The sequence below is a fragment of the Myxococcaceae bacterium genome, assembly GCA_016000045.1.
Taxonomy (GTDB): Bacteria; Myxococcota; UBA727; order UBA727; family JABDBI01; genus AER2-1.
In genome coordinates this window covers 17,485-42,005 of record JAECQY010000006.1, presented here as the reverse complement: position 1 = coordinate 42,005, position 24,521 = coordinate 17,485, and the positions used below count along the sequence as shown (strand labels likewise).

The window sequence follows — 24,521 nt, the reverse complement described above, 5'->3', positions numbered from 1 at the left end:
AATAGAAAACACCTTCTCTAAATACTGGTACGTTCAACTTTCACAACTCCGTTAAGCCCTTCCAAAGAATGGACAAAGGCTTCGCTCGCGTGAATTCGAATTCGATCACTGCACATTAAGTAGGTCAAGTAGCCTTCTCGATGCTGAAAAATAAAACGCAATGGTTTTACTCCCGGGTTCTGAAGACACAGAGTATGAATCTGGGCAAGAGCTTCTTCGTGCTCGGAGTTCAGATACACATCGACAAAACGCGTTTTTTCTTCTTGAGCCTCAGAAAGTAGCAAAGCACTCTCCAGTCTTATCTTCGCTTGGCTCACGCCGCCTTCATCATCCACATCATCCACCACGACACGCCCCTTAAACAAGATCGGTTCTTTGCTTTTGAGAACGTGCTCAAACTCAGCAAAAACTTTATTAAATGCTAAGACTTCCGCATGCCCGAAGTTATCTTCGATGCTCATAATCGCCCAACGCCCTTCTCCGCTCTTTAAGGGTCTTTCTCTGAGGTCGGTCACCATACCCATCATTTGCACCGTTTCGTTGTGCTTACTCTGATGAAGATGCATCGTAGAAACCAAACCCAGTCTTTTTACCTCGTTTTGATAACGATCCAGAGGATGTCCCGAAAGATAAAAGCCCAGCGTTTCTCGCTCAAAATTCAAGCGTTCTTTTTCTCCCCATTCTTTGGCAGGCTCATAAACTTCGGCGCTCTCAGCCTCGAATCCAAAAAGAGAAGCTTGACCTCGTTGACGATCCTTGTTTGACTTTTGAGCGCAAGCAAGCGCTTTCTCAATCGATAAAAAAAGCTGCTTCCGGGGTCGTTCCAAACAATCGAAAGCTCCCGATTTTGTCAAAGACTCTAGGATTTTTTTATTTATTTTCTGAGCTGCCATGCGTTCACACAGCTCAAACAAGTTTTTGAATGGCCCATCTTGAACTCTCACCGCCAAGATGGACTCCAAGGCTGCATCTCCAAGGCCTTTAACGGCTTCGAGGCCAAAGCGAATTTTACCCTCTTCAACGGTAAACTTTCGAGAAGATGCATTAATATCCGGCGGCAGAACCTGAATGCGGGAACTCCGAGCTTCGTGCACGTATTTCACAACATCTTCGGTATTATCGGAAGAGGTGGTCAATAGCGCGGCCATGAATTCAACGGGATAGTAACACTTTAAATAGGCCGTCTGGTATGTGATGAGTGCATAAGCAGCCGCATGGCTTTTATTAAAACCGTACCCAGCAAATTTTTCGATCGAGTCAAAAATGCTTCCTGCTTGACTCCCTTCCACACCATTGGCTTTGCAACCAGAAACGAATTCTGCTCGCTGCTGTTGCATTTCTTCAAATTTTTTCTTTCCCATGGCTCGTCGAAGCAAATCAGCTTTGCCAAGAGAATAGCCTGCCAAAACTTGCGCTGCCATCAACACTTGTTCCTGGTACACAATGGTTCCATAGGTAGGCTTTAAAACAGGCTCCAGAAGTGCATGCGGGTAAATGACTTTCTGCCTTCCATGTTTTCGATCCACGAAATCGTCAACCATTCCAGATTGCATGGGGCCCGGCCGATACAGTGCGCCAGCCGCAATAATATCTTCAAAGCAGTCGGGTTTTAAGCGACGACACAGATCTTGAAATCCCGAAGACTCTACCTGAAAAATACCCAATGTATCGCCCGAAGCAATTAAGTTATAAACGGCCCTTGAATCTTCTGCGTCTGGAGAAAGCAGTTCAACTTTGAGGAGCGGTTTTCCTTCTAAAATCAGCCGTTCGTTCACGAGGTCTTCAGCATGAGTAATGACGTCAAGCGTCTTGAGACCCAAAAAGTCAAACTTCACCAAGCCAGCGTATTCGACTTTATCTTTATCAAATTGCGTAATTAGTTCGCCGTGTTGACCTTGAAAAATCGGAACGTAGTCCACCAGCGGCTTATCTCCGATCACAATGCCTGCTGCATGCATACCTGCTTGCCGATAGAGGCCTTCAAGGACACGAGCCGTGTCGAGCACCCGGCGATACAAGGGGTCCTGTTCCGCCTTCTCTTTCAGCTTTGGTGCGTATTCAAGAGCAGTATCCAAGTCCGGCTTTTGCCCATCGATCAAAAGCGGCATGGGCTTCGTTAACTCGTTCACCTCCGAAAACGGTACTCCGAGCGTTCGAGCGACATCCTTCACCGCACTTTTAGGGTTCAAACCCGAATACGTTGCAATCTGCCCAACGTGATCGCGCCCGTAACAGTCCGTCACGTACTGAATCACTTCTCCACGCCTTTCCTGCATGAAGTCCACGTCGAAATCGGGCATCGATACACGTTCCGGATTTAAGAATCGCTCAAACAAAAGATTGTAGGGTATCGGATCAATATCTGTAATCCGAAGCGCGTACGCGACCAAGCTTCCCGCCCCAGAACCTCGTCCAGGTCCGACTCGGATTCGATTGTTTTTTGCCCAGTTAATAAAATCTTGAACAATCAGAAAATAACCTGAAAATCCCATCCGAATAATCACGCCTAATTCGATTTCAAGCCGCTCTTGATACTGGTTTCGATCCACCGGATAGCTAAGTTCTTCAAAGCGTCTTTGAAGACCTTGGATGGCTAAATGCCTCACATAGTCTGCTTCATCGCTAAAACGCTCAGGATATTGAAAACTCGGCAGGAAACTTTGGCCAAGCTTCAGATCCACCTGACATCGAGCTGCTACCGAACAAGCGGTTTCAAACGCTGCTGCATAGTCTCCTTGCAATAGGTCCCACATCTCTTGTCCCGATCGAATGTAAAACGCGTCGGTCTCATGTTTATGCAGCGTTGGATCATCCCAAGCCTTTTGCTGACGAATGGCCATTAAAATATTTTGAGCATCGTGCTCACTTTGGTTCACATAGTGACAATCGTTGGTTGCAATGAGTCTGAGGCCTTCATCACGCGCCAGTTGCGCCAAGTGGGCATTCACTGTGTTCTGAACCTCAATGCCGTTTGGCTGGACTTCTAAGAAAAAGTGATCCGGGCCCAAAATTCGCTTAAAGTCTCGAACCACTTGCCGCGCTCCATCCAGATCGCCTTTGGCACACTTCTTGCCTACTTCTCCCCCCAAACAAGCCGTACTCGCAATGATGCCTTCTCGATGTTCGTAAAGCAGGTCTTTATCAATTCGAGGGTAGAAATATTTACCATCGGTAAATGCTTTCGAGCTCAGCTTTCGCAAGTTATCGTAGCCAATGTTGTTTTCGGCCAATAAGACCAAGTGAAAATTTTCTCGAACGCGATCGGTATGCTTGCAAGCCCCTGTAATGTAAGCTTCCATTCCCAGAATCGGCTTGATGCCTGCTTTCTTCGCCTGCATATAGAAGTCAAGCGCCCCAAACATATTGCCATGATCGGTGACGGCAACCTGGCGCATGCCCAATTCAGTGACTTTTTTTAGAAGGTCTTTTATGCGAATGGCGCCATCAAGAAAAGAATACTGCGTATGCAGATGCAAATGGGCAAAATCATTCACGGACATAAGAAACTTGCACTGTGCCAAACCTTAAAGCAAAGATCAATGTCATGCCAGAAACTTCAAATCTCTCTTAGCTTGAGCCTTCTCAATTATCTCAGCTAGAAAGTTTTTGAATCTGCCCAGGATCCAGTCTGGTTAGCTTGATCACGGATCCGATATCCATGCCAGACTGAATCAGATTTTTTGCTACCTCAAGCCGAGCCTTATCCTCCCCCTTAGCCTCGCCTTCGACCAAACCTTCGGCTCTACCTTCCGCCCTACCTTCCGCTCTGTCCGATTCAGCTCTCAATTCTTCGGTTTCCAAAAGCAATAAAGCCCGAATGTAAGCATCGTACTCTTCTGGTCTCCAATTCGCTTTCTCCATCGTTTCAAATGCCTGCGTTACCAACCGATCTTTTAACACCGGAAGGCTGGAGCTCGAATGAGCTTCTTTTAAGAAAAAAAGCCATTCATCTTCAAAGTTCTGAAGCTGGTCTACTCGCTTATCAAACTTTTCCAACTCAACAACAACGTACGAAAGTTCTCTTAAATGATGCTGGCCCGTTTTTGTTTCGAGGGTTCGATGGTAACTAATCACTCCTACTTCAGCGGGAAAAATGGCTTCTTTCAATATCGCGACCACTACAACCGGCAGGAGTCCGGCGTGTTTCACCCCACGGCCAATCTGAGAGGTATAAGCATGAGCCCCATAGTATTGCATCCGCTTTAAGAAAAAAGGACTTCTGCGGCACTGCATCTCGATCAAAAAATAAGTTCCCGATTCATCCTGGCATTTGAGGTCAAACAGACTTCTTTTTCCTTGCCCCAAATCTGGAATTTCCTCGGTGGATACAAATTCGAGATCCTTAATCGTTTTACCGGCCGGTAACCGCAAAATGTTGTTTAGAAAATCCATCAATCGTTCAGCATTACCAAAGACCTTTTTGAATCCAACATCATTCGTGGGGTCTAAATACCGTTCCATACGCTTCGGATCTTAGCACACGAGAAACCTAAAAAAAAGAGAGGCCCTCGAAAATTGAGCCCAAACGCCAGAAGATAACGACCGTCTTACACAATCACTGAAAATTGGGATTTTGACTTTATCAACCGCCAAGTCTATAGGGTTGCTCTGGCTCGATTGGGAGCCTCATCTTGGCCGCAAATTCGATTTTTGCAAGAGCTCAAGCGTGTCTCGACACCCACTCTCAAAGATTATTGGAGATTTAACGATGACTTACAAATTGCCCGAACTGCCCTACTCAAAGAATGCTCTCGCCCCATACATCTCAGAAGAAACCCTGGATTATCATCACGGCAAGCATCACCAAACTTACGTCACCAATCTGAACAATCTGGTTCAAAATCGCCCCTTAGAAGAATTGATTCGTACCGAATCGGGAGCCATTTTTAACAACGCCGCACAAATTTGGAACCACACGTTCTATTGGCATTCCTTATCCCCCCAAGGCGGCCAGGAACCCAAAGATCGTGTTCAGGCAGCCATCAATCGTGACTTCGGATCCTTTGAAGCCTTCAAAAACTTGTTTACCCAAGCAGCGCTTGGTCAATTTGGCTCCGGATGGGCTTGGCTGGTTCAAGATAGCGCCGGCAAGCTTGTGATTCGGGCTACTTCCAATGCTGAGTCTCCTCTGCAAACAAACGAAAACCCAATCCTCACTTGCGATGTCTGGGAGCATGCCTACTATATCGACTATCGCAACGCACGGGCCAAATACGTCGATGCTTGGTGGAATCTCGTCAATTGGGACTTTGCCAACCAAAACCTCCAATCATTATAGCCAACTAAACAGCCTTTTCACCGCGTTCCAAGCAGTGACCGCGGTGTCTTTCACGATATTCCAAGCTCCTTTTGCCGTGTCTTCGACGGTGTCTTGAATCGCATCTCCGATTTCGCCGTGCGCGATGTCTTCTCCTACTTGAGACGCCATTTGGCCAATTTGTTTGGCAGCGTTCACCCCAACAGCTACTGCCGGAACCAAATCCGCAGCATCGGTGGCCAGTTCGCCCGCTCCCTCACCCACACCTTGAAAAAATTGACCTGCGTTCTGAGCATGGAACACATCGTTAACAGCCCGTGCTCCAAGATAATTTTGGGCGTCTCCGAGCAAATCGTGAACATCACCAGCAGCATGCTCTACCATCGCCCCTCCAGCCGCCGTGACGCTTCCGGCCATTTCAGTTGCCCGGGACAGCATGCCACTCAACGAATGATGATCATCGCCGTAAATAGCCGCCAGGTCTTGGCCCATCGCTTCAAAGTTGATATTTCCCGAAACCTGTAAATAACCACCGATTCCAAGCGCAGCTCCAATTCCAAACGAGAAGTGTGTGTCAGCTCCCAAGGAGATGTCGCAGTTCGCTTTTGCTCCCAATCCCGCCCAGGCTTGCCCCATCACAAACCCACCCTGGCCCAACAAATTGGCCTGGACCTGACCGGAAGCCTGAGCCCCTCCGAAGGCTCCGGTATTAGCACCTACAGCAATTCCTCTGCTTCCAACCGAGAACCCGCCGTGGGCATCTGCTTGAGTACCGATCACCGCCGATTCGTTTGCTCCACCCGTTGCCAAAGCGTTTCCATTGTCGATCGAAAAAGTCTGCCCTCCCAGACTCGTGTCGCCACCAGCGTAATTAAGCCCATACTCTTCATCCACTAGGTCTGCTCGAGCTTGAGCTCCATCCATCCAATGAACCCCAAGACCCGCGGCTGTGGGCCCTCCATAGCACATGTTAAAAAGACGCTCCTCGGCATTCAATACATGGGTGCCGCCGGAAGCTGTCATCGTATAATCTCTTAAACCTTCATTCGACTTCGAATCGCTCAAAACAGCATCGACCATTCCAAGGTTCTGGTAAGAAGCTTGGGCTTGCTGAAGAGTCGTTCCCAATCCCCAAAAACCGGGAGCAGAAGGATCATCCAAAGCCCCTTCCCCTTTGGCAATCACGTCTCCTCGATCGTTCTTCACACCTTCATCCTCTCGATTTTGAATCGTTGTTTTGATGTCTCGAAAGAAACCCGCTTGACTTCGCTTCTCTTGTTTGGCCGCATCGGGGCTTCGCTCCGATCTCCATTGACCGTTTCGGGATTGTTCAATTTGATGGATTTCGTTTTCAAGGCTGCTTTGTTCGAGTTGAAGCCTTGCTCTTTCTTCTGGATCGGAAACGTTCACGAGCGCTGAACGAATGTGGTTCAGTCTTTCTTGAACAGTGGCTTTTTCATCGCCCATTCCCTGAACATGTTTGTGATAAAAAAGCGGATGCTTTCCAAAGCGCGCTCCTGCGTTCAAATGATCCATCCCATCGGTGTTCAACAAGACTCCCTGGGCCGAATTGATCACATTATTGAGCCACCAGTTTGCATGGATGCCCGTCTTCTGCCCCAACCAGTCTGCCATATAGTTCGCCCAATTCGAGAGCTTTGCGTTGGAGCCATTAAGCTGCTGATTCATGTAAGCGATTTGGCCCATAAAAGAAGCATTGCCCGTGTATTGCGAAATAAAGGGCTCAAATTCTGAAAAAAACCGCTTCGCCTGCTCCAGATGACCGGATTGCATGGCATACTGAGCCATCGTATAGTACAGGTAAGGACACTGCTCATTGACCGTATTCGGATGTTCTTGGATCATGTTCTCCAAAATCTGCATGGCTTCGACCGGGTCTCCCTGAGCCCCATTAGGAGGAGACATGACCTCGTTCGCCTGATTGCTCGCAATCATGACTGCAATCAAAGGGACGTTTTCGTGAGCATCAGGGTACTGAGCGTAGATCCTTTCGAGAATCTGATTCGCAACTTGAGGATCGCTTTCGTTCTGAGCTTGGTTCATAGAACGATCGATCGTCTCGTTTTCCTCTTGCTCGTCTTTTAATTGTGCAATGACTGGATCCAGCTGAGAAGCCATCTCAGGGCAGTCTCTCTCCGCTTGCTCATACCAGTGGATCATACTTACCAAATCACCTTGCTGCTGGGCCTGGTCGGCGTGTTCAACATCGATTTGGCCTTTGATCTGCTGAATTGTGCTCTGCAGCCCAGGGCTTAAGCTCGGATCGTCCACTCCAGCTTTTTGAAAAGCACTCAAAGCTTCTTGGTAATGGTGGCCATTCAGTGCTTCTTGGCCATCAATCATATCCAGTTGCCCTTTGGCTGAAATCAGCATTTTAGGATCTGGATTTGGTCGGTTGACATAGCCTTGCAGGTATTTCTTCGCATCCTTGAACGCAGCGATATCGCCTGAATATTCCGCCGCTAAGCCCGCATAGTAATAAATTTCAGGATGTTGATCCGGAAAAATTTTATCGTTCTCAATAATATCTTTGAAAGCTTGATAAGCCCCTGAATAATTCGGAGGATTCGCATTCATGTCCTCAATTGCAGCATGGTAATCTGCAATGGTTTTCTGGCTTGGGTTGTAATTATTTTCTCCAATTGGATTTGTTCCGCTGACTGGATTGACCATATGTTATTATTATACCTATTATGAAGATCGAAATTAAAGAAATCCGAGACTCTTTATCGAATAGGCAAATTGCCTTGGCGGGCTCTTTGATTGCATCGGCCAAGAAAAAAAATAGAAATCATCCTTACTTAACGATTTTAGAAGGAATCTATTACGGAATCCAGGAAGACAACGAACACGCCTTAAGTGCTTTTGCCCACGCAACGCCTCTATTCCCTCACGACCCTCATCTATTCTACAATCTTGGTTGCGTACTGAGAAAAATGAGGCGATGGCGAGCTGCGGAAGAAGCGCTGCAAAAATCATTGCGTAGCGCTCCGGCGAACCCTCTTGCACTTTACGAATTGGCAAAATTAAAGACCAATCTTGGTCAGCATCGTGATTCGATCCAGATTCTCTTCAAATGCATTCGCAATGCGCCGTTGTTTTACCCAGCTTATGCCTCTTTGGCCACTTACTTGAGCCTAGATCATCAAGATCGTCTCGTCCTACGCCTTTATCAAACAGCCTTAGAGGCTTTCCCAAACGATTCATTTTTCAAACAGCAAATCCAACGCTGGAATCAAAATGCTAATGTGTTAGTCTGAGCGGCATGTTGATTGCACTTGAAGGCATTGATGGATCCGGGCACACCACCCAAGCACACGCTTTAGCCAAAGCCCTGGAAGCCTCCGGTCGTCGGGTCTACGTAACCGCGCAACCGAGCCTCGGTTCGATCGGCAAAGAAATACGGACTTTCTTGCAGGGCCAAGTTGAGCAGCATCAATATTTCCCTGAAACTCTCGCTCTTTTATTTGCTGCAGATCGACTCCATCATTACGGAACTGAAATTCAGCCGAAGTTAAACGAAGGATTTGATGTTATTTGCGATCGTTATCTCCTGTCGAGCTGGGTGTATCAAAGTCTTCAGATTTCAGAAGATTGGATCCGGCGTATCAACCAATTTGCTCCACTTCCCAAGCTCACGCTTTTGATCGACACCTCGGTTGCAGAAGCAAGGTCGAGGCGAGAAAAACGCGGCAGCATCGAAGAAATATTCGAAGTCGATCACCTTCAACATACGATTCGAGATCGCTACTTGGAGTTAGCTCCCTCAATCGATGCCATCGTAGTCAATGGATGTGGCACCCAAGAAGAAGTCACTCAGCGACTGCTTCAAGAAACGTTGAAGCACCAATGAAAATAATTGGTATTCTCAACTGCACCCCCGATAGTTTTTCCGATGGAGGGCGCTATCTCTGCGTGAAGGAAGCGATTGAAGCCGCACAACGATTGATGCTGGAAGGGGCAAGCTGGATAGACCTCGGCGGGGAATCCACTCGGCCGGGAGCTCAGAAAGTCAGCCCAGAGGAAGAGCAGAGGCGAGTACTCCCCATCATCCGAGAGCTCGCCAGCCAAAAAATCCCCATGAGCATCGATACGCGAAACGCGAACACAGCTCAAGCAGCTTTTGACTTAGGCGTGACCCGCTTGAACGATATTTCAGCTCTTACACACGACCCGGACATGCTGCAAGTTGCATCGTGCTTTGAACAAGTCGTTCTCATGCACATGCGAGGCACGCCCGAAACCATGCAGAAACGTCTGGATTACCCGGATCTCATCTCCGATGTCAGCGCCTACCTTCACTCAAGAGTGCAAGTGGCGCTCGAAGCAGGACTTTGCACGGAGCAAATTGTCATTGATCCGGGACTTGGGTTTGGAAAATCAACTAATCAGTGCCTTTGTATTCTGGAACATCTGAACGAATTCGCCTCCATCGCCCCACTATACCTTGGCGCCAGTCGCAAAAAATTTATAGGCGATATTGCTGGAATTTCGACTCCCGCAGACCGGGATTATGCTACGGTCGGAGTTGCTCTTCGAGCCTTGCATCAAAAGTGTTCGTTTTTCCGCGTTCACAACGTCCAAGCGGTTGTGCAAGCCATCAAGCTCTTCAGCGCCCAAAGCAGCTAAGTCTCCTTCTTACAGCCCTCTGCACCGCATGGGCTTTTCAGGAAGTCAAAAATATGATTCACTACAGCCGATAATGAAGATACCGAAGCGGCGAAAAATTAACCTGCTAGGCTGCTCTTTTTGCGGCAAAACCCAACGGGAGGTGCGCAAGTTAATTGCAGGCCCACAGGTCTATATCTGCAATGAGTGTGTCACTTTGTGCGACGGCATTGTCCATGAGAATGCAAAGCCCATGAAATTTGATCGAGTGGCTTTGCCTACGCCTCAAGACATTAAAGTATTTTTGGATTCCTACGTCATTGGTCAAGATTCTGCTAAAAAAGTATTGTCGGTTGCGGTTTATAATCACTACAAACGGATCAATCACACCGATGAAAATCAAAACGTTGAGCTTCAAAAAAGCAATGTTCTTTTGATCGGGCCTACGGGGACCGGAAAAACCCTTCTGGCTCAAAGTCTTGCGAAAATGCTGAAGGTTCCATTCTGTGTGACGGATGCAACAACGCTTACCGAAGCTGGTTACGTGGGAGAAGATGTCGAAAATATCTTGCTTCATTTGATTTCAGCGGCCGATGGCGATGTCCAAAAAGCTCAAAAAGGCATTGTCTACATCGATGAGATCGACAAAATTGCACGCCAAAGCGAAGGTCGATCTGCGGTTCGAGATGTCTCAGGCGAAGGGGTCCAGCAAGCTTTGCTCAAACTCATTGAAGGGAGCAAAATCACGCTTTCTTCCAAAGGGACAAAGAAATTCGGCCAACAGGATTCAGGCTTGCAAATGGATACCAAAGATATTTTATTCATCTGTGGCGGAGCTTTTGTCGGCTTGGACAACATTATCCAAAAACGAATTGGACGAAAACAAATCGGTTTCGAGGCATCGGATGCCACTCAGAAACAAAGTGCCTTGCCTGAGGTAGAAACCGAAGATTTGATTTTCTTTGGATTGATCCCAGAACTTATCGGCCGCTTGCCGGTTGTAACAGCATTAAACGAAGTATCTGAGGGTGATCTGCTCGAGATTCTCCAAAAACCCAAAAACGCTTTAGTGAAACAATATCAAAAACTTTTTGCGCTCGAGAACGTCGATCTTGGCTTTACGCAAGAAGCACTGCGAGCGGTTGCCAAACAAGCGATTGCTCGCAAGAGCGGTGCACGAGGCTTACGCGCAGTCTTGGAAGATGCCATGCTCGATATCATGTATCAAGTGCCTTATTTAGAAGGTATTACGAGCTGTACGATTACGGAAAATGTGATTAACCATGCCGGTGAGCCAGAGCTTGAATTTGGTTCCGCGCTCGTTGGGAGCGGCTAAGTTACCAAGGGTACTGAGAGTGCCAATTGCTCTCCAGAATCGAACGAGCGGAAGTTGGCTTACAAAAAAAGTAACCTTGTCCGAAATTGATGCCCAGTTTTTCAGCCATGTCTCGTTCACGCTTTGTTTCAATGTTCTCAAGTACGGTCTTAATCTGAAGTTTCTGAGCAATTTCAGTCGTAGCCGCGAGTAAGATTTGTTTCGTGGTATCCGTTTCGATGTTGCGGCAAAAGAGTCCAGCGATTTTTAAATAGCTCGGCTGCAGATCGTACAACCACTCCAGGTTGGCAAAACCCGTTCCAAAGTCATCGAGCGCGATTTCAAAACCCAGCTTTTTAATCCGTTTTAAGTTTTCTAAGAAAGTGGATAAGTTGAGAATGCTTTGTTGCTCAGTCAACTCAAATACAATTTGGCTCGCTGAGAAATTTGTCCTCTCCAGCAAGGCATGAAGCTTAGAAATAAAAGCGGGGTGGTTGACGGAGCGGGGCCTTAAATTAATAAACAGTTTGTTCAACTGCGGAACGTGGCAAGCTTCTCGAAGAGCTGCACGGATGCAAAAAAGATCGGTCTCCAATAAGTGTTCTTTTTTAGCAGCATAAGTAAAAAGGGTTTCGGCATTCCAAAGTGGCAAAGCTCTGGGAGAGCGTGCCAGGCTTTCAAAACCCAGCGTGTAAGGCTTTGGATTCGACAAACTGACAATGGGCTGTAGAGATGCCGTTACATCATCTTTGGCAAGAAACTGTTCCAGTTTCTCAAAATGTTGAACAGATCCTGTTGTGCATTGGCTCTCGGGAGCTTCCCAGTTGAGTTCGTTCAGTAAAATCTGAATACCCGCTCTTTCTGCTCGGCGAAGCTGCACTTCATCGCAAGAAATTCCAACTCCTACAAGAATCGTCTCTGGATAGTAAGCGGCGACGTGGTGAGCTAAGTTGAAACCTCGAGGCACATCAACCACGAGGATGCGGATCGGCTTTTGCGAGAGCAGTGCTTCCACAGCTTCTGGCTCATCGCAAGTCACAACCTCCATTTGATCTTGCTTCATGGTTTGGACGATCTTGTCTTTCGCGACAGGATCATCCACGACGATGACGATACGCTGAAATTCGTGATTCACGAGGAAGTACTCGAGCACAAAATTGACCGATTTACAAGCATCTTCACGGCAATTTCCAGCGTGCGATTGACCCAATGCGAATCCCCGATTTTTTCACCTGGCCTGCGTTGATTTCGAGTACAAATCGAGAAGGAGCTTCTATTTGCCTTCGTTCCAACGACCATGGAACGGCGTTTTCGATGATTCCAACCACTCGCTTTTGATCGTCTAGAAAAATCATATCTAAAGCAATCAACGTATTCTTCATCCAAAACGCACGATTCTGGCTATCGGGAAAAACGAAAAGCATCCCTTTTCCGGGAGCAAGGCTTTTGCGCTGCATAAGACCTCTCTCAAGCTCGGAAGACGTTTGGGCGATTTCTGCTTCAAACTTTGCATGCTTGCCAAACGAGACTCGAATACCACTTGCATTCAGAGCCGAAAAAGCAACGAAAAAGAAGCAGAGAAAGCGAGATCGAATGAGCATAAAGTAAGGAGGAATTAACGCAGCTTTGGCAGGTCGACAAGAGTCTGCCCGGGCTCAATAGCCATTCCCGCCAGAAACATGAACTGCCTTGCCTCGGAGCAGGATATTATCTATCTAAATTTTCATGCATATCATCAATTTGGATGCAAACGCGTCTTTGCCGCCTACCGAAGCGGCTCGCCTGGCTCTCATTCAAAGCTTAGACCTCTGTGCAAACCCCTCTTCTCCTCATCAGCTGGGGCGCCGTTTACGAACCCACCTGGATTTGGCTCGTTCTCAAGTGGCAAAAGCGTTAGGAGGCAAAGATCAAGACGTCTTTTTTACCTCTGGAGCGAGCGAGGGAAATCGCTGGCTGGTGGATAGCGTTCTATCGACCGGCAAACTATCTGTCTGGTCAACTGCCTTAGAACATCCTTCTCTCGCCAAACCTCTTCGTTCTTGTTCTTGGGCCCCTTCCATCGAAGCGGCCGATGTCGTCTTCGCAACGGCAGCTCACAATGAAACGGGCCTTATCACAGATTGGGAACCTATTTTGGCTCAAATCAACCCAGATGCCATTTTAGTATCCGATGTTTCGCAGTCTCTTGGCCGAATAGGCTCGGTACCCGATCGAGTCGATGCTATGGTTTGCTCAGGCCACAAGATTGGAGCGTATCCAGGAGTGGGGGCTATTTTACTTCGCAACCGAGCGAAACGACTCAAAGCTCCTTGGACCGGAGGAGGCCAAGAAGGCAATTTAAGGCCCGGAACAGAAGCAAGCCAACTGATTATTGCTTTCGGCGCAGCCGCGGACGAAATAGAACTCATACGCTCAAAAAACCAGGATCTGAAACCACTCCGAGATCGGCTTGAAGGCCTGCTACTCCAAGCGTGGCCAATGGCGCGCCGGATACCTGAGACGGGCGCCAGACTCCCCAACACCAGCGCTCTGGCCCTTTCCCGTGTCAATGGCGATGCATTACGCATTCTCGTGGATCAGACAGGAGTTTGCGTCGGATTCGGTTCTGCTTGCAGTGCACTGGCTCCCGAACCAAGCCCTGCTCTGTTGTCGTTAGGACTAACCCGAGAAGAAGCCCGAGCAACGATCAGGCTTTCACTCTGCCCAAATACAACCGAGCTGGAAATCCGAGAAGCGGCAAAACGATTGATTGCTTTAAAGATCTAATTTTCTCGAACCTTCCGGCAAGAGGAAGCAATCAAAGGAGCCGGCTTGCCTTTTACTCGAGTCCACTAAGCATCGTAAACAGGTTTAGCACCGGCAGAGATCGTCTCTGGACGAGCCGGAATCAGTTCTAAGCGTTGATAACTTCTTGGAACGGGCTCTACCGGCCGAATTTGTTTAATCTGAGCGCTCTCTTCGAAAAACTCCACTTTCATCGGTATTCCTTGGCCGCATAAGGTCAAGCGATCCGAGCTTAGCCTGAGCCGGTACCGCATCAGGATCCGACCTTGAACCAATGGGATTATTTTTTCTGGAAAACCTTCGTTTTTTAAGAGCTGAAAACCGTAATCTCGCCGGTTGAGAAACAGATGAGGTCCCAGGCAAAACCCCCAGTAACGATGCACTCCTGCTGGCAAGTTCTGATGCCCCCAAACTAAAAATCCGAACTGATTCAGCGTGATGCGATCGCGCTCCCAAATACTCTGGTTGCCGCTTTCCACCCGTTCCCAAGTTCCACGAAGAGGATACCCCAAAGCCAACAGACAGGTCAACACCACGAGTCCAACAAAAATAGCCAGCAAGATCCACACAATGTGCCGATTCTAAGAACTTTTTGATGTATAAGCAACCAATGGATGAATTTTGGATGCGAGAAGCCCTCAAACTCGCGGAACAAGCGTCCACAATGGGTGAAGTTCCGATTGGCGCCATTGTGGTCCATGAGAATCAAATTGTAGGCCGCGGCTACAATCGTCGTGAGATCGATCACGATCCCACAGCTCACGCTGAGATCCGAGCCATTCAAGAAGCTTCTCGATCGCTCAACCGGTGGCGCCTGAAGGCCTGCACCTTATACGTTACCTTAGAGCCCTGCCTGATGTGCCTGGGAGCCATCCATCACGCGAGGCTGGACCGCGTGGTGTGCGGCGCTTCCGAAACCAAAGGCCGAATCAACCACGAAGCTCAATGGGAATCCGGAATCTTAGCGCAAGAATCTGCCCAATTGCTTAAAAATTTCTTTGCTCATCTTCGCACTCATGCATCGGATTGACGATTGGCTTGTAGGTGCTTAGTATCAAGCGCCTATGACTGAAAACCCAGAGATCGTAGATATCGACAAACCAGAAAACTCTGCAGCACAAGACAACAGTGAGTTTCAGGCTCTTCAGGAACGCTACCTAAGACTATACGCCGAATTTGACAATTTTAAAAAACGCTCCGAAAAGGATCGTCAGATCTCGGTTCGTTTTGCAAGCGAATCCTTGCTGAAGGACTTGCTTCCCGTTTTAGACCATCTGGAACAAGCTGTGTCAGCGGCCACAGGAGCCAGCAGTGTGGATGCCATATCCGAAGGCGTCAGAATGGTACTCAAGCAATTTGAAGATACCTTGGGACGCTATGGCATCACCTCGTTTTCAGCGATCGGTTCCGTATTTGACCCCATGAAGCACGAAGCCATGGCAGAACAAGCGGATTCTTCAGTACCTGCGGGTCAAGTCCTTGCAGAATATCAAAAAGGTTATCTCTTGAATGAAAGATTGGTGCGTCCAGCTCGAGTCGTGGTTGCGAAATCCTCATGAAGTTCGTGGATCAAGTTAAACTCTGCGCGAAAGCTGGAGATGGTGGAAATGGCTGCGTCTCTTGGAGGCGCGAGAAATTTATTCCGATGGGAGGGCCGGCCGGCGGAGACGGCGGGAATGGTGGCAGTGTTATGATTGAAGCTGACGAGGGCCTACACTCTCTCCTCGACTATCATTACATCTTTAAACTGGAAGCTCAAAGCGGCCAAAATGGCCAATCCAAAAACAAATTCGGTTCTCATGGCCAAGATGCAATCGCGAAAGTTCCGGTGGGCACCCAAGTATTTGACTCCGATACAAACGAGCTGTTAGCAGATTTTGTCCAGCATCAACAACGTGAAGTCATCTGTCATGGAGGCTCAGGAGGCTGGGGAAATACTCGCTTCAAAACATCGACTCGACAAGCACCTGAGTTCGCCAAGCCTGGCCTGCCGGGTGAAGAAAAGAATCTGCGTTTGGAGCTCAAGCTCATGGCCGATGTTGGGCTTTTGGGCTTTCCAAATGCCGGTAAGTCCACTCTTTTGTCCGTTCTCAGCGCAGCAAAACCCAAAATTGCAGATTACCCATTCACCACTCTCACTCCACAGCTTGGTGTTGTACGCATTCATGAGCACGATAGCTTGGTAATGGCAGATATTCCCGGGCTCATTGAAGGCGCTTCGCAAGGCGTTGGGCTTGGGTTTCGCTTCCTGAAACATCTGGAGCGTGTTCGGGTGCTTTGCCACTTAATCGAACCGGGCCACGACACCTGGAAACGCTACCAGATCATTCGCAACGAGCTCCAATGTTTTAATCCTGCGCTTCTGGAGCTTCCGGAGATTCTTGTATTCACGAAAAGCGACTTAGGCATAGATTTCGATCGAACGCCATTCGCCCAGCAAAATCTGCATTGCCTAGACATTTCGGCAGCTACCCACCAAGGCATCCAAAAGCTGAAAGAAACGCTGTGGTCCGAGGTTATCCTGAAGCCGCACGCTTGACGCCAGTCATATCCGCAAGTAAAATGCGGATATGATTGACATATCTCGTAGCTTCGGCAGCTTCAAGCACTTTCAGGATTTATTCAGGAGCATCATTTACCTTTTGGATTGCTGCTGAACCAAAGTAAAGAAACGGCTTGGTTAACAGATAAAATCTACCAAATGCCAATCGGGTGGCTCTAACTTTTTATGGGCTCGCAGGAAAAAGACGCCGCTGCCTTCGTTCTTCGTCAAGGCGTCGATGAGCAATGTCGCTGTAAACGGGGTCCCGCTCAATACCCACCCAAGCTCGCTCCAAGCGATCGCAAGCCAGCAAAGTCGAACCGGATCCTGTAAAACAGTCTAAAACACAATCGCCTTGATGGGTACCCGCTAGTATTAAGCGTTCCATCAAGCGAAGCGGTTTTTGCGAAGGATGCTTGCCATGAATTCGCTCTCGCTGCGGAGTGAGAGGAATCTCCCAATAGTTCCGCATCTGCTTTCCACCGTTCAGCTCTTTCATGTGCTGATAATTATAAGTCCATTTTTTGGCTTGTTTGCTCGTATTGTTGCAAAGCCAAAGAATCTGCTCTGTACTTTCTGTAAACATTCGACAAGTAATGTTCGGTTGAGCATTGGGCTTCGCCCAAATAATGCTATTCACAACTCTTAAATCCATGCGTGCCGCAATGGATCCAATCGTATAGATATTATGATAGCTTCCAAAAATAAAGATATTGCCATTGGGTTTGGTCACTCGACAAACTTCGGCGAGCCAGTTGGCCGTAAAGGTTTCGTATTCCGTATTCGAGAAACGGTCCCATTCGTCTTGGATCGTGACGTGGGACGAAAAGGCCCAAGAAAGGCCTTTGCGATCTTTGGCAATGTTGTAAGGAGGGTCGGTAACGCAGGCATCAAAAAAGTGGTCCGGCCAAGAACGCATAATCGCCAAACTCTCACCGGTATAAAGCTGATGATGAAGAGGGTAAATGACGGATTGGGATCCCGTCAATACCAACAAAGGCTTGGCAACCGGCTCGTACTCTTTTCCTAAATCGATTGGGTTAACTTCACCCTTGGCCCAATTGCTCATATTCGCGGTCTCAACATCGGTCTGCACTTCAACACTCAGGGCTTGTACCGGATTTTGATCTTCGATACCACCTAAAAAGACTCATCAAAAACAATCGACTCTTTCTTGATGTCAAATCCTTTTTGATATTCCGTGACTCGCTTTTCGAAAAAGTTCGTCAGCGGCTGCAAATCTTGGAGCACCATGAAAGGGAATGGATTGCTCGTCTTATACTTTTTCTTCATTCCGATTTGCACCAGACGTTGATCCGCCACGTAACGCAAATAGTCCAGCATCATCGCTTGAGTCATTCCATTGATTCCCAAGCTTAATGTATCTTGGCAAAAAGCCATTTCAACCTGAATGGCTTCTTCCATCATCGCTTCCACTCGTTTTTCCAGTACGTCATCAAATAGCTCAGGATACTCCTGCCGAATGACGCCAACCAATTGCATCGTCGCCAGAATATGCATGGTCTCATCGCGAAACACCCAGTTGGTAGCCGTCGCAAGTCCAGGCAATAGCCCCTTATCGCGTAAAAAATACACGTATGCGAAGGAACCAAAGAAAAAGAGGCCTTCTACACAAGCTGCAAAACAAATCAAATTTTCAACAAACTGGCGCCTCTTTTCATGAGTATCCAGCGTGTCTAGCTTCTCAATCGAATCCATGTACTTGAAGCAAAAATCGGCTTTTGATTTAATCGATTCGATTTTCTGATAAGCATCAAATGCTTCTTTCTTTTCGTTTGGATCTGGAATGTAATTATCCACGAGAAGCAGATAGGTCTCAACGTGCAGCATCTCATCAAAGAGCTGTTTGCCCAGAAACATACGATACTCGGGCGAATTCACATGCTTGTAAAAATTTAAAACCAAGTTGTGTGCAACCAAGTTATCCGCCGTGGCAAAAAAAGCGACTAGGCGTTTGACTAAATGGGCCTCGGGAGCGCTTAAGCGATCTCGCAGGTGCTCTAAATCGACCGAAAAATCAATCTCATCGGTCGTCCAGATGTTTTTCAGTGAGTCTTTATAAGCCTGGAAGAAGTGAGGATACTTCATAGGCCTTAGCGTTAAATCTAATTTTTGATCCAATATCATTGACATACCTCACAGGTTTCTGGGTTTTCCAAGGAACAAGCCAACGCTTGTTGGTCTTCTACTTGAATGGTGGTTTTTTGAATGCTCGTTTTGGCTCGCGAGCGCAAATAGTAAGTCGTCTTCACACCTTGCTTCCAGGCATACATGTACATGGAAGAGAGTTTAGCCAAGCTTGGATTCTCCATGAATAGATTTAACGATTGCGACTGACAAATAAAGGTCGATCGGGCCACAGCCATATCAATCAGCTCTTTTTGAGGAATCTCCCAAACCGTTCGATAAAGCGCTTTCAAGTCTTCAGGAACCTCAGAAATATTCTGAATCGAACCCTCTGCAGCAATGATCTTCGAACGCAAAGCATCTGTCCACAGATTCAGAGCTTTTAAGTCTGCTATCAAATAACGATTCACTTGCAAAAATTCGCCGCTCAGCGTTTCTCTTTTAAAGAAATTCGAAATCTGAGGTTCAATGCTCTCGAAGCTCCCTAGAATCGATGCAATCGTAGCCGTTGGCGCGATCGCAATTAAGAGGCTATTGCGAAGTCCATTTTGCTGCACTTCCAAAGCCAGTCGATCCCAATCGTGATGCAATTCGGGTAACGCTTGTCCACAATCTTGAGCCAGTTGAACTTGCAGTTTTCCTTCCGCATAACGCGACTGCTCAAACCCTTCAAAACGGCCAAGTTCTTGTGCCAATTTCATGCTGGTTTTGAGAGCATGATAGTAAATTTCTTCCGAAATCCGATTTGAAAGTTGTTTGGCTTGGGCAGAGGTAAATGGCAATCGCAGCTTAAAGAATGCATCTTGCAAGCCCATGATTCCAAGGCCAACGGGTCTCCATTTTTGATTCGAAACCGCAGCTTCTTGAGTTGGGTAGAAATTAATATCCACCACTCGATCCAGAAAGGTCACCGCAAGCTCAACCACTTGTTGAAGTTTCTCAAAATCAAAACCTTTTGGACCAACCAATCTGGATAGATTAATACTTCCCAAGTTGCAGACAGCCGTTTCTCCTGCCGACGTGACTTCCAAAATCTCGGTACAAAGATTTGAGCTGTGCACCATGTGCTCCGATTTCCCAGTCTGAGCGCAGCGTAAATTGGATTTGTCTTTAAAACAAAACCATCCATTGCCTGTTTCAGCCAGAGTCTGTGTCATTCGAGCGTATAAATCGCGTGCAGAAATCGTTTTGAGCGCCAAGCCTTCTTGTTCGTAACGCTGATACCAAGCGTCAAACTCTTTTCCATAAGTCTTCAAAAGCATGGGAACTTGATTTGGAGTAAAAAGACTCCAATCCTCATTCGCTTCAACTCTTTGCATAAAGAGATCCGAAATCCAAATTGCAAGGTTCAGATTATGAGTTCGTCTTTGCTCTGTCCCCGTATTATTTCGAAGTTCTAGAAACGCTTCAATATCGCTGTGCCAGTTCTCCAGATAAACCGCTGCAGCCCCCTTACGCCTGCCGCCTTGGTTCACCGCGTGAACGGAACTATCAAAAACCTTCAAAAACGGAATCACTCCGTTGCTCATTCCGTTCGTGCTTTTAATCAATGCACCCGAAGCACGCACGGAAGTCCAGTCAATTCCAATCCCCCCGGAAAACTTGGACAACATGGCTGAATCCGTAATGGATTTATAAATTCCACTCAAGCTATCGTCTCCGACCGTAAGCAGATAGCAGCTGCTCATCTGAGGATGACGCGTGCCTGAGTTAAACAATGTAGGAGTCGCCGGAAGATAATAAAATTGACTGATCAGATTGTAGAAATCGATGGCTTCTTGAACGTTGTTTGCTAAACCAAGCGATACACGCATGAGCATCCATTGAGGTCGTTCGATGATCTTGCGCGTTTCTGGATGACGAAGCAGATACCGATCCGCTAAGGTTTTTAGGCCAAAATACTCAAAATAGTCATCGCGTTCGTGATGAATCGCGTATTCAATCACTTCGAATTGCTCTTGAACGAGTTCCAGTACCCGATCCGCAATCATCCCGCATTCTGAAGCAATCCGTATGCAATCGCGAAATGCTGAATCCCGTCCCACTTCTTTCAAAATGCTTTCTGAAAGCATCCGAGCCGCGACTTTGGAGTAGTTTGGTTCTTCCGACATCAGCATCACCGCATTCGCAATCGAGAGTCGATCCAGCTCCTGAGTGGTACTTCCATCGTGCAAACCACTGATGGTTCGTTTAGCAATCTCAATCGATTCCACATTCTCAATCCCACGGCAGGCCCGATTAACCGCCGTCAGAATTTTTTCAATTTTTACTTCTTCTCGTGTTCCGTCGCGCTTAATAACATACATAATATAAACCCCAAATAAAAACCAAGATTATTGCGAATCAGAACCATTTGTCAAATGTTTTAAATTAGTCTTATTTTCTAAACACTTAACTTTCGAGACTACGAATCGTCCCGATGCTTAACCACCAAAACAGATACCGTGGAATGTTTGACGATCTTCTCGGCAACTGAGCCTAGAAAAAAGTGTTCAATACCCGTGCGGCTATGACTTCCAATGATCAGTCGATCGACTCCAAGCTGTTCGACTTTTTCCAGAATCACTTTCGAAGGATCACCGGCTTTCACCAAGAAGACGATTTCCAACGATGGAAACTCAGCCTGCAAGGTTTTCAGCACTTTTTCCAGCCCCTTCGAAGCCTCTTCTTCAATCGATTTTGAAAGCTCCGTTTGATGAAGATAACTGGTCTCAATGTGCATGCTGTTGAAAGACAGAGGCGTGGGTGGTACCTGGTACACATGCAAGAGTACCAACTTTCCAGATTGCGGCTGAAGTTCACCCGCAGCAATCCGTACAAGCGCGCTGCTGTGCTGCGAAAAATCGTATCCTACCATCCACACATGTTTCATAGACCCGCCATTTAAGCGCTATGCATCAAACAATGCAAGCCCTCTTGGACTTCGATGGTTCCTTCATCTATGCCGAAAATCCCAGCGCTTATCTGGAAGTTTTAAGCGGTAAAATTTTTTTAAATAATCAACTTGTCGGAACCGCGACCGATTTAGGTCGCTTGCTGACACTTCCTCAAAGCTCTGATTTTTTCCCAGCTTGGATAGGATTTATCGGCTACGAATACGCTCGATATTTTGGACTCGCGACACACACTTCGGACTTTAATTTTCCAGATGCAGCCTTCTTTCGCTTTGACCAAGGCAGCTCCTATGCGCGCAAGATTCGAGCACCGTCTTTGAACAGCAAGCTCAGAAGCCGTTTTAAACAACAAGACTATCTCAATGCCATCCAAGCGATTCAAAAAGAGATTCGACAAGGCGATGTCTATCAGGTCAATCTTGCAAGACAGTTCGACATTGAGCCAGGAAGCTTCGATCCTTTCTGGGTTTACGAAGAACTTAAAAAACACAACCCGAGTCCTTACATGGGCGTTTTGCAACACCCCGAATGGTCGATTGTATCTGGCAGCCCAGAACGGCTTTTTCGGCTTCAAGATAGAACGATCAGCACCAAACCGATCGCAGGCACAAAGCCGGCTAGCCCAACGGGAGAACAAGAACTTCGGACGAGTCCCAAAGAAATGGCCGAACATAGCATGTTGGTCGATTTGATGCGAAACGACCTCTCCCGAGTTTGCGAAACTGGCAGCGTAGAGGTCCCTAAACCGTTTCACATTGAACGCTACCCTCACGTCTATCATCTGGTCTCAGAAGTCACCGGGAGAACACAAGTTTGCCTGCAAGAGATTCTACACTCGCTCTTTCCCGGTGGAACCATTACAGGAGCCCCTAAAGAAAACGTTATGCGTGCGATTCAGCGTTACGAATCTGTTCCCAGAGGCCCTTACACCGGCTCATTTGGCTATGTGTCTTCCGGGCAGGGAGTGGATTTCAATATTTTGATTCGAAGCCTCTTTATGGGCAAAAAACGCAGCTACTTTGCCGCTGGAGCTGGGATCGTGATGGGCAGCGAGCCTGAAAACGAATTTCAAGAAACAGCGCATAAAATTAAGCAGTTTGAATTTCTCACCGGCTCGAATCCGTTTTGAACAAGCTCCCCGGAACCAGCAGAAACCCATTTTTAAGCTCTCGAATCGACATGCGGCGTTTGCCGTCAAGCTGTGCTTCGGAAAAAGCAATGGCACCAGCACCCGTCGCAATCACAAGCGCATCGCCAACTTCCAAAATTTGACCCGGTTTGCCTTGCCCCTGTACCTGCTTAGGCTCAAAGAGCTTGATGCGTTTGCCCTCATAGAAACTTGAGCAACCCGGCCAGGGTAGCAAAGCTCGGCAGCGATGAGCCAGCTCCTCAGCCGGCCTAGACCAATCGATATCGCTTTCCTCTTTCCGAAGCCTAGCCGCATGCGTGACCCCTTCCAAGGGCTGCTCAACAGGTTTCAGACGACCCTCCAAGATACCTGGCAACGCATCGATCAACGCGCATGCCCCCATCTCGGATAATCGAGCAAACAGCTCACCCGCTGTTTCTGCCTCTCCAATCGGTGTCTTCACGGTATGGTAAATTCCCCCTGCATCCATTTCAGCCACCAGCTTCATGATGCACACCCCTGTTTCTCGATCCCCCGCTTCAATCGCTCGTTGAATCGGCGCCGCTCCTCGCCATCTTGGCAAAAGAGAGCCGTGCACATTCACAAACCCTTGAGAAGCGGAATCCAATAAGCTTTGAGGCAAAATCTTTCCGTAAGCCACCACAACGCCCAAATCGATTTTTTGCTCTCGAAACCATGGTACAAAATCGGATGTGATCTTCGAAGGCTGCCACACGGGCAATTGAAGCTCCACCGCAGCCGTTTTCACGGCAGGTGCTTGCAAAGCCTGTCCACGCTGCGCAGGCTTGTCCGGTTGACAAATAACACCCAGCAACTCGTGTTGCTGACTCCGGCAGAATCGATCAAGTTCTCGCAAGCTTGGAACGGCGAAGTCTGGGGTGCCCAGAAAAATAATTCGAGCCATGCAAACTCATAACAGAAATCAGCCCGCTCCAAAAGGTCCCGTTGGAAAACCCTGAGCAATCGCAAAGTCGGATGTTTCAGGTGTTCAACCGGGCACAATAGGTAACACTCGTTAGTTCTTATAGTCTCATCAGTTTGTTTAGTCCCAAATTGTAATAGTGTCTGTGCTGTGCCAAAAGCAACTTGGGAGACAATATGGGACAAATACTTTATGGATGCGCCAGAACGACAAAGGCGGTGCGTCGAGAGATACAAAATAGTCAAACGAGCCTAGCAGAGGTTGCAAGCCGATACTCTCTGAACGTATCGATGTTTGCAGCGTCATGGGATTAGTCCACTGCCCAGCACTGTCGAGCAGCCAAATAAGAAAAAGAAATTCAAAAATTATCCCATTGGCTATTTTCATATCGATATTACGGAAGTGCATACAGAAGAAGGTAAACTTTATAGGTTCGTAGCGGTTGATAGAACCTCGAAGTTCGCCTACGCTGAACTCTTAGAAAAGTACGGAAAAATAGAAGCTGCCGAGTTTCTTAAGCGCCTTGTGCAGGTTGTTCCCTATAAAATCCATACCCTTTTAACAGACAATGGTGTTCTGTTTACGAACCGTCGAGATCAGCAATGGGCATTGACGCCTATTTTTGATCGGATTTGCGAGCAAGAAGGCATTGAGCATCGTCTGACACAAGTGAACCATCGATGGACGAATGGCCAGGTAGAACGGATGAACCGGACCCTTAAAGAAGCGACAATGAAAAAGTACCACTATCAGACACATCAGCAACTTAGTCAGCACCTCAGGGATTTTCTCAATGCCTATCATTTTGCAAAGCGCCTTAAAACTCTAAAAGGGCTAACTCCTTACGAATTTATTTTAAAATCATGGCAAAATCTGCCAC

General features: G+C 47.5%; 21 protein-coding genes and 1 pseudogene. 11 read left to right on the top strand and 11 right to left on the bottom strand.

Annotated features, from left to right (window positions below; all coding sequences use genetic code 11):
• Nucleotides 1-17 precede the first annotated feature (17 nt).
• Both dnaE and I8H75_04305 read right to left on the bottom strand, forming a co-directional pair.
• Nucleotides 18-3,500, bottom strand: coding sequence for a DNA polymerase III subunit alpha (dnaE, locus tag I8H75_04310; GenBank protein ID MBH2006547.1), 3,483 nt, complete (start codon nt 3,498-3,500; stop codon nt 18-20).
• 91 nt (nt 3,501-3,591) lie between these two features.
• A complete protein-coding gene (locus tag I8H75_04305; protein ID MBH2006546.1) occupies nt 3,592-4,461 on the bottom strand; it encodes an Rpn family recombination-promoting nuclease/putative transposase in 870 nt (289 codons plus the stop codon).
• A 247-nt stretch (nt 4,462-4,708) separates the two neighbouring features.
• On the opposite strand from I8H75_04305, the gene I8H75_04300 reads away from it, so the two are divergent.
• Nucleotides 4,709-5,278, top strand: coding sequence for a superoxide dismutase (locus I8H75_04300; protein ID MBH2006545.1), 570 nt, complete (start codon nt 4,709-4,711; stop codon nt 5,276-5,278).
• On the opposite strand, the gene I8H75_04295 is transcribed toward I8H75_04300, so the two are convergent.
• Nucleotides 5,273-7,855 (bottom strand): tetratricopeptide repeat protein, encoded by a 2,583-nt coding sequence (locus tag I8H75_04295; protein MBH2006544.1) that lies wholly within the window; start codon nt 7,853-7,855, stop codon nt 5,273-5,275. The genes I8H75_04300 and I8H75_04295 overlap by 6 nt on opposite strands.
• A 116-nt stretch (nt 7,856-7,971) precedes the next feature.
• Between I8H75_04295 and I8H75_04290 the strand changes: the two genes are divergently transcribed.
• The 4 genes from I8H75_04290 (at nt 7,972) to clpX (ending at nt 11,222) form a co-directional block, all read left to right on the top strand.
• The gene (locus I8H75_04290; GenBank protein MBH2006543.1) at nt 7,972-8,538 is read left to right on the top strand and encodes a tetratricopeptide repeat protein; all 567 of its coding nucleotides are present in this window, start codon (nt 7,972-7,974) and stop codon (nt 8,536-8,538) included.
• Nucleotides 8,539-8,543: 5 nt separating this feature from the next.
• Nucleotides 8,544-9,131, top strand: a complete 588-nt coding sequence (tmk, locus tag I8H75_04285; protein MBH2006542.1) for a dTMP kinase — start codon at nt 8,544-8,546, stop codon at nt 9,129-9,131.
• Nucleotides 9,128-9,907, top strand: a complete 780-nt coding sequence (gene folP, locus I8H75_04280) for a dihydropteroate synthase (GenBank protein ID MBH2006541.1) — start codon at nt 9,128-9,130, stop codon at nt 9,905-9,907. Before tmk ends, folP begins: the two co-directional genes overlap by 4 nt.
• Before the next feature lie 73 nt (nt 9,908-9,980).
• On the top strand, nt 9,981-11,222 hold the full coding sequence (gene clpX / locus I8H75_04275) for an ATP-dependent Clp protease ATP-binding subunit ClpX (protein ID MBH2006540.1): 1,242 nt from the start codon (nt 9,981-9,983) through the stop codon (nt 11,220-11,222).
• Nucleotide 11,223: 1 nt separating this feature from the next.
• Here clpX and I8H75_04270 read toward each other — a convergent pair whose 3' ends face one another.
• Both I8H75_04270 and I8H75_04265 read right to left on the bottom strand, forming a co-directional pair.
• Nucleotides 11,224-12,336, bottom strand: a complete 1,113-nt coding sequence (locus I8H75_04270) for an EAL domain-containing response regulator (GenBank protein MBH2006539.1) — start codon at nt 12,334-12,336, stop codon at nt 11,224-11,226.
• A 43-nt stretch (nt 12,337-12,379) separates the two neighbouring features.
• Entirely contained in the window at nt 12,380-12,802 is a 423-nt protein-coding gene (locus tag I8H75_04265; GenBank protein ID MBH2006538.1) for a DUF192 domain-containing protein, read from the bottom strand.
• 124 nt (nt 12,803-12,926) lie between these two features.
• On the opposite strand from I8H75_04265, the gene I8H75_04260 reads away from it, so the two are divergent.
• On the top strand, nt 12,927-13,967 hold the full coding sequence (locus tag I8H75_04260) for an aminotransferase class V-fold PLP-dependent enzyme (GenBank protein MBH2006537.1): 1,041 nt from the start codon (nt 12,927-12,929) through the stop codon (nt 13,965-13,967).
• Between the two features lie 65 nt (nt 13,968-14,032).
• Here I8H75_04260 and I8H75_04255 read toward each other — a convergent pair whose 3' ends face one another.
• Nucleotides 14,033-14,554, bottom strand: a complete 522-nt coding sequence (locus tag I8H75_04255; protein ID MBH2006536.1) for a hypothetical protein — start codon at nt 14,552-14,554, stop codon at nt 14,033-14,035.
• 56 nt (nt 14,555-14,610) lie between these two features.
• Between I8H75_04255 and I8H75_04250 the strand changes: the two genes are divergently transcribed.
• Genes I8H75_04250 through obgE form a run of 3 tightly spaced genes read left to right on the top strand, consistent with a single transcriptional unit; the run spans nt 14,611 to nt 16,524 of the window.
• Nucleotides 14,611-15,015: a nucleoside deaminase gene (locus I8H75_04250; GenBank protein MBH2006535.1), complete on the top strand. Its 405-nt coding sequence runs from the start codon at nt 14,611-14,613 to the stop codon at nt 15,013-15,015.
• Between the two features lie 34 nt (nt 15,016-15,049).
• Entirely contained in the window at nt 15,050-15,544 is a 495-nt protein-coding gene (gene grpE, locus I8H75_04245) for a nucleotide exchange factor GrpE (protein ID MBH2006534.1), read from the top strand.
• Nucleotides 15,541-16,524 (top strand): GTPase ObgE, encoded by a 984-nt coding sequence (gene obgE / locus I8H75_04240; protein MBH2006533.1) that lies wholly within the window; start codon nt 15,541-15,543, stop codon nt 16,522-16,524. The genes grpE and obgE overlap by 4 nt, the downstream gene beginning before the upstream one ends.
• A gap of 187 nt (nt 16,525-16,711) precedes the next feature.
• On the opposite strand, the gene I8H75_04235 is transcribed toward obgE, so the two are convergent.
• The 4 genes from I8H75_04235 to I8H75_04220 form a co-directional block, all read right to left on the bottom strand.
• Nucleotides 16,712-17,623: a site-specific DNA-methyltransferase gene (locus tag I8H75_04235; protein MBH2006532.1), complete on the bottom strand. Its 912-nt coding sequence runs from the start codon at nt 17,621-17,623 to the stop codon at nt 16,712-16,714.
• A gap of 44 nt (nt 17,624-17,667) precedes the next feature.
• Nucleotides 17,668-18,675 carry a ribonucleotide-diphosphate reductase subunit beta gene (locus I8H75_04230; protein MBH2006531.1) on the bottom strand — a complete coding sequence of 336 codons (1,008 nt, stop codon included), beginning with the start codon at nt 18,673-18,675 and terminating at the stop codon, nt 17,668-17,670.
• Nucleotides 18,672-20,981 carry a ribonucleoside-diphosphate reductase subunit alpha gene (locus tag I8H75_04225; protein MBH2006530.1) on the bottom strand — a complete coding sequence of 770 codons (2,310 nt, stop codon included), beginning with the start codon at nt 20,979-20,981 and terminating at the stop codon, nt 18,672-18,674. The genes I8H75_04230 and I8H75_04225 overlap by 4 nt, the downstream gene beginning before the upstream one ends.
• Nucleotides 20,982-21,079: 98 nt before the next feature.
• A complete protein-coding gene (locus I8H75_04220; protein MBH2006529.1) occupies nt 21,080-21,547 on the bottom strand; it encodes a universal stress protein in 468 nt (155 codons plus the stop codon).
• Nucleotides 21,548-21,567: 20 nt separating this feature from the next.
• On the opposite strand from I8H75_04220, the gene I8H75_04215 reads away from it, so the two are divergent.
• A complete protein-coding gene (locus tag I8H75_04215; protein MBH2006528.1) occupies nt 21,568-22,698 on the top strand; it encodes an anthranilate synthase component I family protein in 1,131 nt (376 codons plus the stop codon).
• Here I8H75_04215 and I8H75_04210 read toward each other — a convergent pair.
• Nucleotides 22,676-23,623, bottom strand: coding sequence for a methionyl-tRNA formyltransferase (locus I8H75_04210; protein MBH2006527.1), 948 nt, complete (start codon nt 23,621-23,623; stop codon nt 22,676-22,678). The genes I8H75_04215 and I8H75_04210 overlap by 23 nt on opposite strands.
• A 194-nt stretch (nt 23,624-23,817) precedes the next feature.
• On the opposite strand from I8H75_04210, the pseudogene I8H75_04205 reads away from it, so the two are divergent.
• A pseudogene (locus I8H75_04205) lies at nt 23,818-24,511 on the top strand (transposase).
• Nucleotides 24,512-24,521: the final 10 nt, after the last annotated feature.

What these genes read in the sequence shown, in the direction of transcription:
- dnaE (MBH2006547.1), bottom strand. Translation starts at nt 3,500, where the DNA reads ATGTCCGTGAATGATTTTGCCCATTTGCATCTGCATACGCAGTATTCT.
- I8H75_04305 (MBH2006546.1), bottom strand. Translation starts at nt 4,461, where the DNA reads ATGGAACGGTATTTAGACCCCACGAATGATGTTGGATTCAAAAAGGTC.
- I8H75_04300 (MBH2006545.1), top strand. Translation starts at nt 4,709, where the DNA reads ATGACTTACAAATTGCCCGAACTGCCCTACTCAAAGAATGCTCTCGCC.
- I8H75_04295 (MBH2006544.1), bottom strand. Translation starts at nt 7,855, where the DNA reads ATGAATGCGAATCCTCCGAATTATTCAGGGGCTTATCAAGCTTTCAAA.
- I8H75_04290 (MBH2006543.1), top strand. Translation starts at nt 7,972, where the DNA reads ATGAAGATCGAAATTAAAGAAATCCGAGACTCTTTATCGAATAGGCAA.
- tmk (MBH2006542.1), top strand. Translation starts at nt 8,544, where the DNA reads ATGTTGATTGCACTTGAAGGCATTGATGGATCCGGGCACACCACCCAA.
- folP (MBH2006541.1), top strand. Translation starts at nt 9,128, where the DNA reads ATGAAAATAATTGGTATTCTCAACTGCACCCCCGATAGTTTTTCCGAT.
- clpX (MBH2006540.1), top strand. Translation starts at nt 9,981, where the DNA reads ATGAAGATACCGAAGCGGCGAAAAATTAACCTGCTAGGCTGCTCTTTT.
- I8H75_04265 (MBH2006538.1), bottom strand. Translation starts at nt 12,802, where the DNA reads ATGCTCATTCGATCTCGCTTTCTCTGCTTCTTTTTCGTTGCTTTTTCG.
- I8H75_04260 (MBH2006537.1), top strand. Translation starts at nt 12,927, where the DNA reads ATGCATATCATCAATTTGGATGCAAACGCGTCTTTGCCGCCTACCGAA.
- I8H75_04250 (MBH2006535.1), top strand. Translation starts at nt 14,611, where the DNA reads ATGCGAGAAGCCCTCAAACTCGCGGAACAAGCGTCCACAATGGGTGAA.
- grpE (MBH2006534.1), top strand. Translation starts at nt 15,050, where the DNA reads ATGACTGAAAACCCAGAGATCGTAGATATCGACAAACCAGAAAACTCT.
- obgE (MBH2006533.1), top strand. Translation starts at nt 15,541, where the DNA reads ATGAAGTTCGTGGATCAAGTTAAACTCTGCGCGAAAGCTGGAGATGGT.
- I8H75_04230 (MBH2006531.1), bottom strand. Translation starts at nt 18,675, where the DNA reads ATGATATTGGATCAAAAATTAGATTTAACGCTAAGGCCTATGAAGTAT.
- I8H75_04225 (MBH2006530.1), bottom strand. Translation starts at nt 20,981, where the DNA reads ATGTATGTTATTAAGCGCGACGGAACACGAGAAGAAGTAAAAATTGAA.
- I8H75_04220 (MBH2006529.1), bottom strand. Translation starts at nt 21,547, where the DNA reads ATGAAACATGTGTGGATGGTAGGATACGATTTTTCGCAGCACAGCAGC.
- I8H75_04215 (MBH2006528.1), top strand. Translation starts at nt 21,568, where the DNA reads ATGCATCAAACAATGCAAGCCCTCTTGGACTTCGATGGTTCCTTCATC.
- I8H75_04210 (MBH2006527.1), bottom strand. Translation starts at nt 23,623, where the DNA reads ATGGCTCGAATTATTTTTCTGGGCACCCCAGACTTCGCCGTTCCAAGC.